Raw genomic sequence first — 16,919 nt, forward strand, 5'->3', positions numbered from 1 at the left:
GCCGCGCAGGCGGCGGCGCATGGCGTCGCCGGACGGCCCGCGCGAGCGCCCGCGTCAGCGTAGCCGGAACGCCGCTTCGAAACGCGCGGCGAACGCGTCGAACGCGTGCGCCGGCAGATGGTTGATGCCGGCCGCGCGCTTGCGGCCGCCGCCCGTCGGAAATTGACGGCAGAAATCGTCGGCGCCGAGCGCCCGCCCGTCCGGCACCCGCACGCTGACGACGAACCCGCCGCTGGCGCGCGGCGACAGCACGGCTAGCGCGCTGCCGGGCTGGCCGCGCACGCGCTCGTTGGCCAGCATCCCGCTCGCGCGCCGCGCCCATGCCTGATCCGGCATCCGGATCAGCGTCGCGCCCGGCACGTCTCGCAGCGGACGCAGCGCGCGGGCGCATGCCATGTCGTCCCGGTAACCGTCGCGCAATGCCGCGAACACACCCGAACCGCGTGCGAAGTCGAGCGGATCGACGCACGGCAGCATCGCCTCGGCCAGTGCCGCGGGATCGAAATGCAGATCGTCGATGCACTCGCCGTACGCGTTGTAGTTCAGGTACAGCCCCAATTCCGCGAGTGTCGCGACCTCGGCTTCGCGCGCACCGTGCGCACGCGCGAGCGCCGCGCCCTGCCCCGGCAGTTCGTCGCCGAACGCGGCAACCGCCGCCCAGCGCGCGTGGCGTCCGCCCAGGTGGCGGTTGACGAGCAGGCTCGTGCAGACCTCCGGCGCCGTATCGATGTGCGCGTCGAAACCGGGATCGTCCGGCAGTTCACCGGCGAAGTGATGGTCGAAATAGCGCACCGCCGCGCCGTCGCGCAGCAGCCGCGCGACGGCGTCGCGATTCTGGTCGTGCGACACGTCGAGCACCGTCACGCGATCGCCCGCGTACGCGTCGACACGCGCGAGCAGCCGCACGTCGCGCTTCACACCGGTGACGAGCGTGCCGTGCGGCCCGTTTGCCAGCCGCAACTGCTGTAGCGCGCACAGGCCGTCGGCATCTCCGTTGAATACGTAGAAGTGCCGCACGCCCTCGATTGCCTGCATGGTTTGCGCCCTCCGGTTCCCGAATGCATCAGTGTCGGACACCGCGCGAGCGCCGTCCAGACGCCGCGTGCCGCCCAGGGCACGCGCGCGCCTCGCGCGCTTCCGGAGACCGCAGTTGGGGACATAACGCCGCGTGCGCCGGGACTCCGACCCCACTGGCCAATATGTAACGGCCCCATCTCGCCAAACCGTAACGAGCAGTAAACCTCCGATCTTCAAGCGATACCTGAAGCTTCGCGCGGACAGCACCGTGTCCACGCGGTGCCCGCGCAAATCGCCGCCCGCCGCCGCACTTACTGCCTGTTACGCGCCATACAACTCGTTACAGCCTCTCGATTTCACTCGGTTAGAGTTTGTTTCCAATTGATTTAAATCATCAGATTTAATTATCGATTGGTCTTATCAATAACAACATCGATCTCTCCCTGATGCCGGCGCGCGCCGAACGCTCGGTCGCGGCGGTGGAGAGTTGGCGGTGTCCAAAGCCGCCAAGCGTTCGATCCCGTCCGCGCAGCGGACAGTCCATCGTACGTCGCTTTTTCATCCCCTCGACAGCAGCCCCGGATGCGGGCGGAACGCGGCTTTGCGCGCGCGTCCTGCCTTGGCCCGGCTTTGCGTCGAGCGGACCCCGGTTGTGTGTCCGTCGCAACCCGAACCTAACCTGGAATAAACCGATGCGAAGAATTGCCCCGTTAGTCCTCTCCCTGATCGTGCCCGTGATCCTGTCCGCCTGCGGCGGCGACAATGGCGGCAGCCAGCCCGCCGCGAGCGTCAACGCCAGCGCGCTGTGGAGCCGCACGAAGACCTCGTCGGGCACCTCCTCCGGCGGCACGACGTCCGGCACGACCTCGGGCTCGACCGCGACGGTGTCGAGCGGCCCCGGCTTCCCGGTCTCCGGCCCGTGGATGACCTACTACGGCGATGCATCGACGCTCGGCAGCCTGTCCAAGGTCGCCAACACGTTCCGCATCATGGACATCGACCTCGATCCGGACACGGGCAACTTCGCGCCGAGCGACGTCGTGACGCTGAAGAACAACGGCCAGAACAAGGTGCTGAGCTACCTGAACCTCGGCTCGTGCGAACACTGGCGCGGCTACTGGAACCAGGTGCCGAGCGGCTTCGTGTCGTGCGGCGCGAACAAGGCCGCGCAACTCGGCTCGTACCAGGGCTATTCGGACGAGACGTGGATGAACGTCGGCAACGCCGATTACCAGAACCTGATCGTCAACTACGTCGCGCCGCGTCTCGTCGCGCAGGGCGCGGACGGCTTCTACCTCGACAACCTGGAAATCGTCGAGCACGGCACGTCGACCAGCAACGGCCCGTGCGACGCGGCATGTTCCCAGGGCGGCCTCGACCTCGTGCGCAAGCTGCGCCAGAAGTATCCGAAGATGCTGATCGTGATGCAGAACGCGACGAGCAACGTGACGCGCCTCGGGACGACGGGTGGCGTGCCGTTCAGCAGCCTGCTCGACGGCGTCGCGCACGAAGAGGTCTACAAGCCGACCTACGACAGCCAGGCTGAAACCGAGCTGCTGAACTGGAAGAGCATGAACCTGCATCCGGGCGGCAACCCGTTCTGGATCGCGACGGTCGACTACGTCGGCACCTGCTCGGACACGACCGACGCGTGGAGCGCGTACAGCTCGAGCCGCTCGCACGGTTTCTCGCCGTACGTGTCGGACGCGAGCGCCGGCCAGGGCGTCGTGTGCTACTGGGGCTTCTGAGTCCCGCGTCACGCGCCGCACGCGCGTGACGGCTCCGGACGGCGCGCACCGCGCCGTCCCTGCCGGCGGCCCGCGCGCAATGCCCGGGCCGCCGCGCGCACGTTACGAGCTCGCGCGCTTGTCGCCGGACCCGACGACGGGCGTCAGCAGTTGCCGGACCAGGCCCTGCGCGACGCTCGTCGCCGCATCCCGGCTCCAGCCGGTGCGGCTCGCGGTGCCGCTCCAGACCACGGCGCCGGTTTGCAGGTCGATGATCTGCAGCGCGATGCCGATCGCCGGCTCGCCGTCGACCCCCACCTTGTAGCGCCATTCGTTCACCGCGCCCGTCAGGCCGTAGCGCAGATGGTTGCTGGCGGCCCACGCCTTCGCCTTGCCCAGGTCCGCTCCCGTCCAATCCATGAACATCCCGTCGCCGCCATCCGGCGCGCGGTATTCGCGCACGTCCGTGTAGCCCTGCGCGCGCAGGAATCCCGCGGCGATCGACGCGGCGCGCTGCCCGGCGTTGGCCGTCTCGGTGTTGTTCTCGATCGGCAGGACCGCCCAGCTCGTGTTCGCGAAACGCAGGTCGCGGTTGCCGCCGCCCGCCTCGAACGGCGAGACCGGCCCGGCGTCGATCTGCGCGCAGCCGGCGAGCAGCGCGCCCGCCGCGGCCAGCACCGCGCACCAGCGGCGCGCGATCCGGCCGGACCGCGCCGGCCTCGATGTTTGTCGTGGCGATGCGCTCTCTTTCATTTCGCTCTCCTTGGTTTCCGGTTCAAAACATCCAGCGGTAGCGGATACCGACTTCGGTCACAGGCGTCGAATGGTTCTGCGACGCACTCGCATGCGTCACGTAGAGGCCGAGCTGGTCGGCGCCGAACACGCTACCGACGACGCCCGCCGTCACGCGTTCGCCCCATCCCGCATGCGAGTCGTACAACGGGCCGACCTCGAGGAACGGCCGCCAGCCGCGCGAGTAGCCGTCGAGCAGGCCGTTGCCGAAGCCGCCGAGCAGCGCGACCTGCGTGAACGACTGCGGCACGAACTGCGACCCGCTCAACGGCTCGCCGATCGGCACGAGCCGCCGCAGCAACGCGCCCGGCGAGCCGTTCGCCGTGTATTCGCCGTGCGTGACCGCGAGCCGGATCGTGTAGTCGGGGTAACTGACGCGCAGCTTGTAGCCCGCGTCGGCCGTGACCAGCGTCCCGTGCCCGAGATACGAGCGGTCCTGTCCGTAGAAGCGCGCATATTCGACCCGCGCCCGCGTGAAGATGTGCGGGTCGGGCTGGAACGCGACCGTGGCGACCGCGTTGTCCTTCACGCCGCCGACCTGCAGCTGCGACGATTCGGTCGCTTCCTGGTTACGCCCGAGCGAGAACGTGAAACTGAGCGGCCTGCCCTCGAACAGCGCGCCCTCGGCACGTACCGTCGTCACGTCGCGCAGCGCGTCGCGGCGCCCGACCACGAGCGCCTCGCGGTCGATCGCGCCGTAGCGCCGCAGCACCGCCTCGAAGTTGCGGTCCTTCCCCGGCACGCCGGGCATCGAATCGTCGCCGTGCTGCGCGCGATCGACGTAGCGGAACGCAAACGCGAGCGTCGGCGTGATGCGGACGCCCGCGCCGATGCTGCTCTCGACGAACGTCAGCGGCCCCGTCTGCAGGTAGCGGAACCCGGGCGCGATCGCCTGCGCGGTCGGCAGGATCGTGTCGACCAGCGTCGCATGCATCGCATCGTTGTCGGGCAACAGGTTCTGCGCGTCGAACGCGTCCTGTTGTGCAGCGCCGATGCGCCCGGCGCGCCGCTCCGCCTCGACGCGGGTCGGCAGCGGCACCGGATCGGCCGGGTCGTCCAGCATGCGCGACAGTGCCACCGGATCGTCGTCCGCGAGCGCGAGCGCCGCATTCGCATACGACGGCTGGGACAGGCGCTGCAGGTAATGCCACGCGAGCCAGTCGCGCTCGAAGTCGTACGCGTCGTGCGACTGGCTCCACGCGAGCACCGCCTCGCGCGTGGCGGCCGAATAGCGCTGGTTGCTGCGCGTCAGCGCCTGCGCGTCCGCCGGCGGCAGCATCGACAGGTCGCCCAGATCCGCGGCCGCCTTCGTGGATGGCGCCGCGCCCGCACGCTCGTCCGCGCGCAGCAGTTCGATCAACAGGCGCTTCGACGCGTCGCCGCCCGCAAAATGGTCAGTCAGCGCGATGAAGCGCACGCGCGCCGTGTCGTATTCGTCCTGCGTGAGCTGTGGCGGCCGGCGCCGGTCGATCCGCTCGCGGTGCAGCGTCGCCCATACGTTGCGCCGCACCCGCCATGCCTCGTCCGTCTGACCGGACAGTTCGAGCGCGTCGGCCACCGTGAGCCGCCACAGCGGATCGGTTCGATGCGACGGCGCGTTGAGCCGCAGGAAGTGCAGCGCGGCGCGCGCATCGCCGAGGCGCAGCCAGGCGGCCGCGTACGCGGCCGTGAGCGGCGTGTCGCCGGTCGCGCGCGCGCGATAGGTGCGCAGCGCGGCCCGCAGGTCGGCATCGCTGCCCGTGTCGATCAGCAGCCACAGCAGCGCGGTCTGCGCGTTCGCGTTGTCCGGTGTGATCCGCAACACCGCGCGCACGTCGTCGAGCGAGCGGGTCGGCTCGCCGACATAGCGCCAATACTGCGAACGCGCCAGCAGGTAGTCGGGATCGCGCTCCGCCTGCGCCGCCTGCGCGGGCGTCAGCGAATCGAGCAACGTCGCGATGCGCTCGTAGGCACCCGCTCGCGTGTAGTAGTACACCGCGCGGCGAAGATCGCGCAGCTCGCCGGTGCGGCGGTACGCGAATTCGGCGACGCGGCCCGCATCGAGCGGCTGCGCGTCGAGCGCGTCGATCATCTGCTCGAGGTCGGTCGGCGTCTCGCGGCCGCTCGCCAGCACATGTCGCGACCCTTCGATGACGGCCGCCGGACGCCCGGCAAGCTTGCCGAGCGTCGCGTAGAGCCGCCAGAACTGAACGTCGTTCGGGGCCGCCGCCGGTTTGGCCGCGTCGAGCGCGGCGAGTGCGTCGGCATAGCGCCGCTGCCCGTAGAGCGCGACGGCGATCTTGGTCGCGTACGCCGGGCGCGCGCCGTATTCGTGTTCGAGGGTCCGCCAGGTGCGCAACGCGAGCGCATCGTCGCCGGTGCGCTCCGCCAGCGCCGCCATACGCTCGAGCACCGGCTCGCGCAACGGCCCGCGCGCATGCATCGCGAGGAAGCGGATCGCCGCGGCCGGATCGGCGCGGCCCCCCTCGATCGCGATGTACGCGTCGATCCATTCGAGCTGACGGCGGCGATCGGCTTTCGCGCCGCCTTCGTCCAGCTCGTGCTGCAATGCGGCGAGCAGCGCGCGGTCGTCGCGAAGCGCAGGCGCGAGCCGCAGCACCTGCTGCCACGACGCCTCGTCGTTGCGCGTCTTCGCGAGCCAGAAGTACGCGTCGAGCGCGACGCGCGGCCGGTTGTTCCACGTCGCGACCTGCGCGAGCCGCTCGTGCCAGGGCACCGAGCCGGGATCGCGCGCGAGCGCGCCGCGTGCGACGTCCTCCGCCTCGCGCAGACGGCTGTTCTGCACGTACACCTTGAACGCGAGATCGTCGTCCGACGGCGCGGCTTCGTCGCCGGCCGCCGGCGCCGCGTTCGCCGGCGCGTCGGCCGCCTGCACGACGCGGATCACGCGCGGCCGTGCGCCGACATGCCAGACCGCGAACGTGAAGCCGAACCCGCGTGCCGCATGCCGTTGCTCCGACAGCTGCGTCGCATCCGTCTGCTTGTCCGCGCCGCGCGCGTGCAGCCTGACGAGCTGGTTCGTGTAGTCGGCAGCCAGATCGGGGCGGCCCGCCGCGAGCGACAGCTGAATCAGGAATCGCAGCGTGCGCGGATCGTTCGCGAGCACGCCGACGCGCGCGCGCGCGGCGAGCACCGCCTCGCCGAGGAAGTTGCCGCCCTGCAGCGCCCGCAATCCCGCGATGAAGAATGCGCGCCGCTCGCCCTTCGACGCGGCGCGGTCGCTGGCAGCGAATGCCGCGTCGGCTGCCTCCCGGTAGTGGCCGCTCGCGAGCTGGGCGGCCGACTCCTTGCCGAGCCAATAGGTCGCGCGCGCCGGCTCGCGCACGGCGAGCCGGTGGTAATAGCGCGCGGCGAGCGCGCCGTCGTTCAGCGCGAGCGCCTTGATCGCGAGGACCTGCATCTGTTGCGGCGACCACACGCCGTCGACCGCGTCGGTCAGCAGCAGGTCGAGCTGCGCGATGCGCGCGACGCGCTCCGGGTGACCGTCCGGCAACGCGTAAAGACGCCGCTCCGCGATCCCGATGTCAGCCAGCAGCGCCCGTTGCCGGATCCCGGCGTCGGGCGACGCGCGCAACTGCGCGACGAGCCGCTCGGCATCGTCGTACCGGCCCTCGCCCAGGTACTCGCGCGCGAGATGCTCGATCGCCTGCGCGTTGTTCGGGTCGGCCCGCAGCCATGCCCGCAGATACGCGACCGTCAGCGCATCGGCTTCACGGCTTTCGAGCAGCGCGCGCTCGAGCGTGCCGCGCGGAAACACGGCGGCGAGCGAGAGCGCCACCACCGCGCCGAAGCCCGCGATGCCGAGCGGTGAGATGAGTCGTTTCCGGTCAGATTGCACAGTCGGCTTCCCCGTGAACGCGTTGCCCAGGGCCGGCGGCATGCGCGCCAGCCCCCCCCATCACATCGCGGCCCGCCTGCGCAGCCGTTCCACCGGCCACTAGCGTATGGCCGCTGCGCGGTGCGGCGAGCGGGACGCCGAATGCGGGTGAACGCTCCGCACGCGTCGCGCGGCGCTGCGCGAAGGCGCCCGCGCGCAGCCGCTCGCCGGCCGCGCCGACGCCGACGCTGTCGAGCGCCGGCCCCGTCACGTACGGAATCACGCCGGCCGCGCGGATTCGCTCGACCGTTTCGCGCGCGCACGCGCCGTCGGCCGGAGGACAGTAGTCGATCGACACGACCGGCAGGCCATACGCCTTCACGGCCGCCACCTGCGCCATCAGCCACGCGCGATCGTCCTGCGTCACTTCCGTATAGCGCTGCTGCGACTGATTCCAGCCGCGATAGAGCGACTCGAACGCGACCGCGTACACATGCTCGTGGACGCGCGGCAGCAGTTCGAAGCCCCGATTCAGGATCAGCCGCGCGCCTGGATAGCGCGCCTTGATCGCGTCGATCACGGCCACGATGCCGTCCCGCTGGCGCGCGCGCTCGTCATCGGTCTTCGCGACGATCTGATAGGAATCCAGGGTATCGAGGAAGAAGCCGCGGAATCCCTTGTCCCACAGCGGCGCGATCACGTGCTCGACATAGAAGGCGGGCCATTGCGGCACTGCCTGGTCGACCACAGCCGAGCGCCATGCGCGGTTCTCGCCGCGCAGCCACGCGCGCGGGATGTCCTTGAAGTACGTGCGCGCCGCGCTCACCTCGCCGAGGCTCACATAGGCTAGCCATGCGGTATGCGACGTGTCGGCCGCACGCGGGTCGAAATCGCTGTCGGGTTCGACGACCACGCTGTCGAACGACGACAGCGCGGTGACGGGCACATGCGCGCCGTAGTAGAACGCGAAGCTCGGCATCGGCGCGACGCTCGCGCCGACGTCGTTCGCGGGCGCACGCGCGGCATCATCCGCCGAGGCAAGCGGCACCGGCAAGGCGATGGCGGAGTCTGCGGGAACGAACGGCGTGTCGAGCTGGGCGGCCTGTGCCGGCGCGGAAAGCGGCGCGAGACATGCGACGCACGCCCTCACGCCGACGACGCGCCACCTGATTCGCCCCAACAAGACCATGCCCCCCGGGCCTGTCGACTGTCGGCTCTGCATGGCTGACCTCTTTTGTTGTCCTTCTCTCGGTGCGGAGCGCCGCTCGTTTTCCGGCAGTCGACGACACACGCGACGCGTTGCCCGATCGAATGTTTGATCGCGCATGTGCCGCGCGATTTCCTTGGATGAAGGAATAGACCAAGACCCGGCGAAGTTCAAGCTCGCCGGCCGCTCAGGAAGACGAAACGCCGGGGGTGTTTTCCCGAAGGCCAGCGCCGGGTCTTCGCCGCTGTTGCACAACTGTTACGCGCCGCCGCTCGCACGCGCAACCTTGCAGGCACAACGGACGTCGGCCATTCGCGCCGTCGCCCCTCTTGCCGTCCGCCGCACATGCGCATGACCGACATCGCAGTGCGCGCGTGCGCGCCACGACGCGGAACGGCATCACGGCGCGCCGCCGCACCGATACCGGTTCCGGCGTATCAACGATGAAACAAATATCGAAGGAATCGGCACCTGAAGCCGTGCGGCGCGCGTTCCGGAGCCCCCCCGGCAAGGATGCGATACCGGTGGTACGTTCCTTGCATCTTCGCTGGAGCCCGTGTCGAGCGTGGCGCGGTCAACCGGTTTCCGGCATTGCGTTGCCGACGGGCGGCACCAGCATTCTTCCAGCTCCGGCGTGGTGAACCGGAACGACAACAACAAGGCGACCGCCGCCCGCGTGACGGCCGCACAGTTCGACACTCATCGGGGGCGCGCGAGGTTATCGATGGCCATTGAGACTAAATCGACGCGGTTCGATGCGCGGATCGGCGCCGAGCCGTCGAAGCGTCCGCGAGTCCAGCACGCGCGCCTGCGCTCGCGCTTCCTGCATCTGACCGAGACGGCGCGCTTCGCGTCGCTGCTGCCTCGCGAGCACTCGGCGAGTTACGTCGCGCTCGAGACGCTTTTCCTGTCCACGCTCGTCCTCGCGTTGTGTCGCGTGATCACGCCCGCCGACCCGCTGCTGCTCGCGAAGGCGTTCCCGTGGCTGTGGCTGCTGCCGCTTTTCGTCGCGTTGCGGTACGGCACCGTCGGCGGCATCGGCGGCGGCACGATCCTGCTCGCCGCATGGGTAATCTTCTACGCCCGCCGGCCGCTCGTCGACGCGTTTCCGCGCGACTACTTCATCGGCGGCTTCGTCACGATGCTCGTCGCGGGCCAGTTCAGCGATACATGGGCGAACCGGCTCGTGCAGGCGCGCGTGTCGAACGACTACCTGACCGAACGCCTGTCGGTGCTGACGAACAACCAGTTCCTGCTCAGGCTGTCGCACGACCAGCTCGAGCAGGAACTGCTCATGCGCCCGGCGACGCTACGCGACGCGCTCGCGCGGCTGCGCGACATCACGCTGCACGACGTCGACTCGCCCGCCGACGGAGACAGGCTGCCCGGCGCGCAACGCTTCCTCGAAACCCTCGCGCACGCGTGCCAGATCGAGGCGGCACAAATCTACGCGTTGCGCGACGGCGTGCTGGCCGGACCGCCCGAGGCGAGCGTCGGCGAGCCGTTCGAACTCGATTGCGGCGACCCGCTCGTCGTCGCCGCGCTCGAAGAGCTGGCGCTCGCGCACATCCAGTCGCTCGACACGAAAGAGCGCGCCCGCACCCGCTACATCGCGTGCGCGCCGCTGCTCGGCGCCGGCGAGGAAGTCGTCGGCGTTCTGGTCGTGTCGCAACTGCCATTTCTTGCGCTGACGGCGAACACCCTGCAGCTGATGTTCGTGCTGTGCGGCTATTACGCGAACGGTGTGCGGCACGCGTCGACCACGCGCGACGTGCTGCGCGCGTTTCCCGACTGTCCGTACGACTTCGCGCTCGAATACGCTCGCCTCGCGAACCTGCGCCGCAAGAGCGGCGTCGAGTCGTCCGTCGTGCTGCTGATGTTCGATGCGAGCAAGCAGGCGCAGGCAATGTTCGAGCACATCGAGCGCACGAACCTCGACTACCACGTCCGGTGGGTCGTGCGTGACGGCGGCAAGCGCGGGCTGATCTTCATCATGCCGCTTTGCAGCGACGTCGCCGTCGACGCCGAGCTTCAACTGATCGAATCCAGCGTGCGCAACCAGTTCGGCGTCGGCTTCGCGGACGCGCGCGTCGCCGTGCGCTGGGTTTCCCTGACCGGCGCGGCGCCCGACGGCGCGTTGCGCCAGCTGATGGCCTACTGCGATGACGCCGCTTGACACTTCCCAGGCACGGAGCGACGCGCCGCCCGTGCCGTCGACCCCGCCGCTGCGGGCATCGGCGCAACCAGGCGAGCACGCGCGGCTCCCCGCCCTCACCGCCTGGCAGTCGATCGCCGGCACGATCGCGCGCGTCGCGGAACGTCTGCGCGCGCTCACGTTCCCGCGTCTCGACGAACGCGCACTGATCGCGCTCGTACGCGAGCCGCAGTTCGCGCCGCACCTGCTCGCGAACGTCTCGTATGCGCAGGAACACCAGGTCAGGGCGGGGCTCCTGAACCGTCAGGCCGACGCCCGCCGGCGCGTGACCGCGCTCGTCGCGATGCAGTCGATGCCGGTGCGCTCGACCAGCCCGATCCTGCACGCGCTGCTGAACGATCCGGTCGACGACGTGCGCCTGCTCGCGTACGGCATGCTCGACAAGTGCGAAAAGCGCGTGACGCAGCAGATCGCGATCGAGCGCTCGAAACTCGCGCAGTCACTGTCGGACGACGCGCGCTACCGGGTCGACAAGACGCTGGCCGAGTTGTATGGCGAGCTGATCTACGCGCGCGTCGTCGACGGCGACGTCTACCGCAATGCGCTCGAACAGGCCGACGCGCACGCATCGTACGCGCTGCGCCTCCGTCCGCTCGACGGCGCGCTGTGGCGGCTGCGCGGCCGGCTCGCATTCGAAACGCACCGGCTCGACGAGGCCGAAACGATGCTGCAAAAGGCGATCGTCTGCGGCTTTCCGCGCATGCGCGTGGCGCCCTATCTCGCCGAAATCGCGTATCTGCGCCGCGACTACGCCGCCGTGCGGCGCTGCTTCGACGATCTGCCGCCCGTGCCGCCCAACCTGCTCGCGCCGGCCGCCGCCTACTGGACCATGTGAAGAGGAACGCGAATCATGATGCGCGATGCTGGCCTGGACACCCCCTCCCGCCATGCGCCGGACGCCGCGACCGACGCGCTCGGCAACGTGCTGCCGCGCGCGGCCCATGCCGATATCGGGCTGCTGCTCGAGGGCACCTACCCGTATGTCAGCGGCGGCGTGTCGAGCTGGGTGCATGACGTCATCCGCGCGTTTCCCGAATACACGTTCGCGCTGTGCTTTCTCGGCAGCACGCCCGACGAGTACACGCAGATGTCCTACCCGCTGCCGGCCAACGTCGTGCATCTCGAGAATCACTACCTGTACGAGCCGGATGTCGAACCCGCGCCCGTTCGCGGCGTCCCCGGAAATCGCGACGCATTCGAGCACGTCGCACAGCTGCACGCGCAATTCCGGCAACCGTCGGGCGTGCCGCTCGACAACATGGTGATCCGTCATGTCGTGGACGACCTGACGTCCATCCACCAGCTCAGCGAGGCGCAGTTCCTACACAGCCCCGAGGCGTGGACGTTTCTCACGGAGCAATACCGCCTGCACTGCAGCGACCCGTCGTTCTCCGACTACTTCTGGACGGTGCGCCTGATGCACCGTCCGCTCTGGCGGCTCGCGCGGATCGCCGAGCAGCTGATTCCGGTGCGCCTCCACCACGCGGTGTCGACCGGCTACGCGGGCTTTCTCGGCACGCTGCTGCGACATCGGCAAGGGCGGCCGCTCCTGATCTCCGAGCATGGCATCTACACGAAGGAACGCAAGATCGAGCTGTTCCAGAGCCGCTGGATAAACGACAACCGCAACCTGATCGAATACGACGCGTCGCACATCGGCTACTTCCACGAGATGTGGGCGCGCTTTTTCGAGGCGCTCGGGCGCATGAGCTATGCGGCCGCCGACGACATCGTCGCGCTCTACGAAGGCAACCGCCGCCGCCAGATACTCGACGGCGCCCCCGCGCCGAAGACACGGACGATCCCGAACGGCGTCGACCTGCGCCGCCTCGCGCCGCTGCGCGCGCAACGGCCCGCGCACGCGCCCAAGGTGCTGTGCCTGATCGGCCGCGTGGTGCCGATCAAGGACGTGAAGACCTTCATCCGCGCGATGCTGACCGTCATCAAGACGATGCCGGACGCCGAAGCGTGGATCGCCGGCCCGCAGAACGAAGACCCGCCGTATGCGGCCGAATGCCACGACCTGATCGACAATCTCGGCCTCGCGGGCAAGGTGAAGCTGCTCGGGATGCAGCGCATCGACGCGCTGCTGCCGCGCATCGGCGTGCTGGTGCTCAGCTCGATCTCGGAGGCGCTGCCGCTCGCGATGCTGGAAGCGTTCGCGGCAGGCGTGCCGGTCGTGACGACCGACGTGGGCGCGTGCAGCGAGCTGATCTACGGCGCGGACGCCGACGATGCCGCACTGGGCGCCGCCGGCCGCGTGGTCCCGATCGCCGACCCGGTGGCGCTTGCGCACGAGGCGCTCGCGCTGCTCGCCGACGACGGCGAGTGGCATGCCGCGCAACAGGCCGGCATCGCGCGCGTCGAACGCTACTACTCGCAGGAGCGGATGATCGGCGCGTACCGGGCGCTGTACACGACGCTCGCCGGCGCGCCCGACCGTCACCCGCCGGTGCCGGATCTCGCACGCGGGGCCGCCGCGACGTGTCCGCACGCGGCACGCAGGTAAACAGACAGGGAGCGATACGATGTCCGCGATCGGCATCAAGCTGCGTCGGCTGGCCAAGCGCAACACGCTGCTCGGCATCCTGCACGCGTACGGCTACGCCGGGCTCGTCGGAGCCGGGCCGTGGATCTGGTCGATCGTCGGCATCCTGCTGGTCGGCCTGCTCAGCGTGTCGCCGCTGCTGCCGAGCGCGATCGTGTCGGACTTCCAGGTATCGGTGACTTACCTGATCGCCACGAGCCTGATCGTCACCGGGCCGATGCAGCTCGCGCTCACGCGCTTCACGAGCGACCGCCTGTACGACAAGGCGCTCGACGCGATCCTGCCGAACTTCACCGGCGCGCTCCTGACCGTCACGGCGGCGGCGACCGCGATCGGCGCGCTGGCCGTCACGCTGTTCTTTCGCGCGCAAAGCGGGCTGTATGGCGCGCTGATGGTCACCGGATTCGCGCTGCTCTGCGATATCTGGATCGCGGGCGTGTTTCTCGCGGGGCTCAAGCAGTACAGCGCGATCCTGCGCGCATTCTTCATCGGCTATGCGGTGACGACGGTCGCGGCGGTCGGGCTCCGGCGCTTCGGCCTCGACGGGCTGCTCTACGGCTTCGTGCTCGGCCAGACCATGCTGCTGCTGCTGTTGCTGAGCCGGATCTACGGCGGTTTCTCCGCGACGCGCATGATCGCGTTCGACCTGTTCAGACGCGATTGCTGCTACCCGACGCTGATGCTGATCGGGCTGCTGTACAACGCCGGCATCTGGATCGACAAGATCATGTTCTGGTACTCGCCGAGCACCGGACAGGCGGTGATCGGGCCGTTGCACGCATCGGTCATCTACGACATTCCGATCTTCCTCGCCTATCTGGCGATCACGCCCGGCATGGCGGTGTTCCTGCTGCGTGTCGAGACCGAGTTCGCCCGGGATTACGGCGCGTTCAACATCGCGATACGGGAAGGCGGATCGCTGCAGCAGATCGAATACGCGCACGGCGCGATGGCGCGCTCGCTGCGCCACGCGCTGTTCGACATCGTCAAGGTGCAGGCGGTGACCGTGCTGGTTGTCTTCGCGACCGGTCCGCTGCTGCTCGATGCGATGGGAATCTCGCGGCTCTACATGCCGCTGCTGTCGGTGCAGGTGATCGCGACCAGCCTGCAGATGGTGTTTCTCGCGATCGTCAACACCTTCCTGTACCTGGACCGGCGCCAGCCGGCGCTTGCGCTGATCGCCGGGTTCTGCGTGCTGAATGCCTGCCTGACGGCCGCCACGCTGATGGCCGGGCCGGTGTTCTACGGCTATGGCTTCGCGGCGGCGCTGCTCGTGGTCGTGCTGGCCGGGATGTGGTTGCTCGACCGCAAGCTCGCGACGCTCGAATACGAGATTTTCATGTTGCAGTGACGGCGTGGGCATATCGTGCGGAAACGCGCCACTCGCTGCCTTCATTCATGGAGCGGCACGGTCTCGCCGGCGAGCACACGCGGCGCAGCGACAATGACCATTCTGCGCCGGTTCCGCGCAATGCCGGTTCGGCCTGCCCGCCGCCGGCTTCATCGCCCATTCAGCTTTCGGCATGAACTGCCGATAACCAGTTGACTTTCCGTGGGGCCGCTCACGGCCCGACGGCACAGGCGATGTTCGGAAGCCACGAATGCCCGTGGCGGCGGCATCGACCACGCATATCGGCGCGCGTCGACCGGACCTCGACGCGCGCGCGCCAATCAGGCGATCGGCCCGCTCGAAGCATCCTTCGTGAGTCACAATATGCGGTTCCAGCCGGGTACGCAGTCGGCGGAAACGTTCGCGCGCCATCCGGACGGCCTCCCCCGTCCGCAACGACGCGTGTCCGCACCGACTTGATAGATTTGCGCCAACAGAAAGAATATGGGGAAAACGCGTGAGCCTCGATGAATACTATCGCCGGCTGGAGCTACCGACCGCCGCATCGCCGGCGGACATCAAACGCGCATACCGACGGCTGCGAGCGAAGTACCACCCGGACCACAACAAGGGACGCGAATCGGCGGTCGAGCCGGCGTTCAAGCGCCTTCAGGAGGCGTTCGAGATCCTGACCGGCAAGCGGAAGCCACCACTGCCGACGTTCGCGCCGCCGGCGCAGCGCGACAACCACGCTCCGCCGCGCACGTATCCCGCCGCGCCGCCGATGCGCGGTGCGAACTGCATGTCCGAGCTTTTCGTGCCGCTCGACATCGCGATTCACGGCGGCGAGGTGGCAGCAATCTACCCGATCAACAGGCCGTGCCCCGAATGTCAGAAGACGGTCGCGCAATGTGCGAACTGCAGCGGCAGCGGCCGGACGGTCACGGGCATGCGCTGCATCCGCTGTGCCGGTACGGGGCGCGCGGCGGCGATCGGCGGGTGCCGGACGTGCCGCGGCACCGGCATCGAGAACTACCGTAAGTCGGAGACCGTCAGCGTTCCACCCGGCGCATGGGACGGCCAGCGCCTCGTCGCCAAAGGCGGCGGCCACCACGGGCCGAACGGCGGCCCGGCGGGTGACGCGATCTTCTCCGTCGCGATTCTGTGCGACGCCGCGTTTCGCCGCGACGGGCTGAATCTCGCGCACGAGATTCGGGTCGATTTCGTGACGGCCACGCTCGGCGGCGATGTCGAGACGCAGGTTCTGGGCCGCGCGATGAAGGTGAAGATTCCGCCGAACGCGCAGCCCGGCAGCACGATTCGCCTGCCCGCGCACGGGCTGACGGACCGCTCCGGCAAGCGCGGCGACCTGACGCTGCATCTCGCGCTCACGATCCCGGCCGCGGCGTCGCATCTGACTGACGACGAGCGGCAACGGCTGCGCGAGATGTTCGACGATGCGGAGCGTCGGCGCCTGGCTTGATGGGGGATGGGTCAAGCCGGCGGGCTCGGGAGGCGGCCTTCCCCCGCCCCGGGCGGCCAACCTTATCCGGTGCTCGCAACCTAACCGGGCGCGTGGAAAGGAGTAGCATAAGAAAACCATCGAACGCCAGGCGCATCCGCGCCTGAGCGTGTAACGTCTCCCTGGCCAGGGGGCCTGCCATGATCCTGTACCACACCGACCCCGATTCCGCGGTCATCGAAATATCCGTCGAAGGCAAAATCACCGACCACGAGCTGCGCGAAGCCATCGAGCTCATGCGAGGCGATCTTGAACTGAACGGCAAGACTCGCGTGCTCGAGCGCATCGAGCATTTCACCGGCATCGAGCCCAAGGCGCTGTGGACCGACATGACGCTCGGCGTCCCCCTGGCCCGCAAGATCACGCGCGCCGCCGTGGTCGCCGACGCGGGCTGGATTCACGCGTCGATGCATCTGGCGCGGTTCTTTACGAAGGCCGAAATCAAGGCATTCCACGTCAACGAGCTGGAACAGGCGCGGGCCTGGATCAACGCCTGAACATCGCGGGGCGGATGTCATAGCGGTCCGAGTGCACGTCATTGTGCATGACATGACCTGGGATTGATGCCCTGCACTTGTCTAATGCCCCAGACATGGACGCCCGCTGCCTGCGGCAGCCGGCTCCCTTCGGGACTCTTGCGTGATACGAGGCATGTTCGCCGTGCGGTAACGTGCTGCTTACCACCCGTACTTCATCTCGACGCCGACGTAATCGGCATTGCTGCCACCCGCCTGCCGAATCGTA

General features: G+C 68.9%; 11 protein-coding genes. 7 read left to right on the plus strand and 4 right to left on the minus strand.

All coding sequences use genetic code 11. The annotated features are described in order from the left end of the window. Positions 1-54 precede the first annotated feature (54 nt). Entirely contained in the window at positions 55-1,035 is a 981-nt protein-coding gene (locus LIG30_RS15905) for a hypothetical protein (protein ID WP_038713559.1), read from the minus strand. A 674-nt stretch (positions 1,036-1,709) separates the two neighbouring features. Here LIG30_RS15905 and LIG30_RS15910 point away from each other — a divergent pair. After that, the gene (locus LIG30_RS15910) at positions 1,710-2,765 is read left to right on the plus strand and encodes an endo alpha-1,4 polygalactosaminidase (RefSeq protein WP_235510316.1); all 1,056 of its coding nucleotides are present in this window, start codon (positions 1,710-1,712) and stop codon (positions 2,763-2,765) included. Between the two features lie 102 nt (positions 2,766-2,867). On the opposite strand, the gene LIG30_RS15915 is transcribed toward LIG30_RS15910, so the two are convergent. Genes LIG30_RS15915 through LIG30_RS15925 form a run of 3 tightly spaced genes read right to left on the minus strand, consistent with a single transcriptional unit; the run spans position 2,868 to position 8,575 of the window. Further along, the gene (locus tag LIG30_RS15915; protein ID WP_051995043.1) at positions 2,868-3,497 is read right to left on the minus strand and encodes a hypothetical protein; all 630 of its coding nucleotides are present in this window, start codon (positions 3,495-3,497) and stop codon (positions 2,868-2,870) included. Positions 3,498-3,519: 22 nt separating this feature from the next. Continuing rightward, a complete protein-coding gene (locus LIG30_RS15920) occupies positions 3,520-7,374 on the minus strand; it encodes a tetratricopeptide repeat protein (protein ID WP_038713578.1) in 3,855 nt (1,284 codons plus the stop codon). Next, on the minus strand, positions 7,364-8,575 hold the full coding sequence (locus LIG30_RS15925) for an endo alpha-1,4 polygalactosaminidase (protein ID WP_326973044.1): 1,212 nt from the start codon (positions 8,573-8,575) through the stop codon (positions 7,364-7,366). Before LIG30_RS15925 ends, LIG30_RS15920 begins: the two co-directional genes overlap by 11 nt. A gap of 709 nt (positions 8,576-9,284) precedes the next feature. Here LIG30_RS15925 and LIG30_RS15930 point away from each other — a divergent pair. The 6 genes from LIG30_RS15930 to LIG30_RS15955 all read left to right on the plus strand — a co-directional run bounded on the left by LIG30_RS15930 (position 9,285) and on the right by LIG30_RS15955 (position 16,672). Further along, positions 9,285-10,736, plus strand: a complete 1,452-nt coding sequence (locus LIG30_RS15930) for a PelD GGDEF domain-containing protein (RefSeq protein WP_152986114.1) — start codon at positions 9,285-9,287, stop codon at positions 10,734-10,736. Further along, positions 10,723-11,610 (plus strand): tetratricopeptide repeat protein, encoded by an 888-nt coding sequence (locus LIG30_RS15935; RefSeq protein ID WP_152986115.1) that lies wholly within the window; start codon positions 10,723-10,725, stop codon positions 11,608-11,610. Before LIG30_RS15930 ends, LIG30_RS15935 begins: the two co-directional genes overlap by 14 nt. A gap of 15 nt (positions 11,611-11,625) precedes the next feature. Next, on the plus strand, positions 11,626-13,284 hold the full coding sequence (gene pelF / locus LIG30_RS15940) for a GT4 family glycosyltransferase PelF (RefSeq protein ID WP_235510317.1): 1,659 nt from the start codon (positions 11,626-11,628) through the stop codon (positions 13,282-13,284). 19 nt (positions 13,285-13,303) lie between these two features. Beyond that, positions 13,304-14,674, plus strand: coding sequence for an exopolysaccharide Pel transporter PelG (gene pelG / locus LIG30_RS15945; protein ID WP_038713560.1), 1,371 nt, complete (start codon positions 13,304-13,306; stop codon positions 14,672-14,674). A gap of 496 nt (positions 14,675-15,170) precedes the next feature. Continuing rightward, complete coding sequence (locus tag LIG30_RS15950; RefSeq protein ID WP_038713561.1) at positions 15,171-16,136, plus strand: DnaJ C-terminal domain-containing protein; 966 nt, start codon at positions 15,171-15,173, stop codon at positions 16,134-16,136. A 179-nt stretch (positions 16,137-16,315) separates the two neighbouring features. Continuing rightward, positions 16,316-16,672 (plus strand): STAS/SEC14 domain-containing protein, encoded by a 357-nt coding sequence (locus LIG30_RS15955; protein WP_038713562.1) that lies wholly within the window; start codon positions 16,316-16,318, stop codon positions 16,670-16,672. Positions 16,673-16,919 lie beyond the last annotated feature (247 nt).

Source organism: Burkholderia sp. lig30 (assembly GCF_000687455.2).
In the GTDB taxonomy this organism is placed as follows: Bacteria; Pseudomonadota; Gammaproteobacteria; order Burkholderiales; family Burkholderiaceae; genus Burkholderia.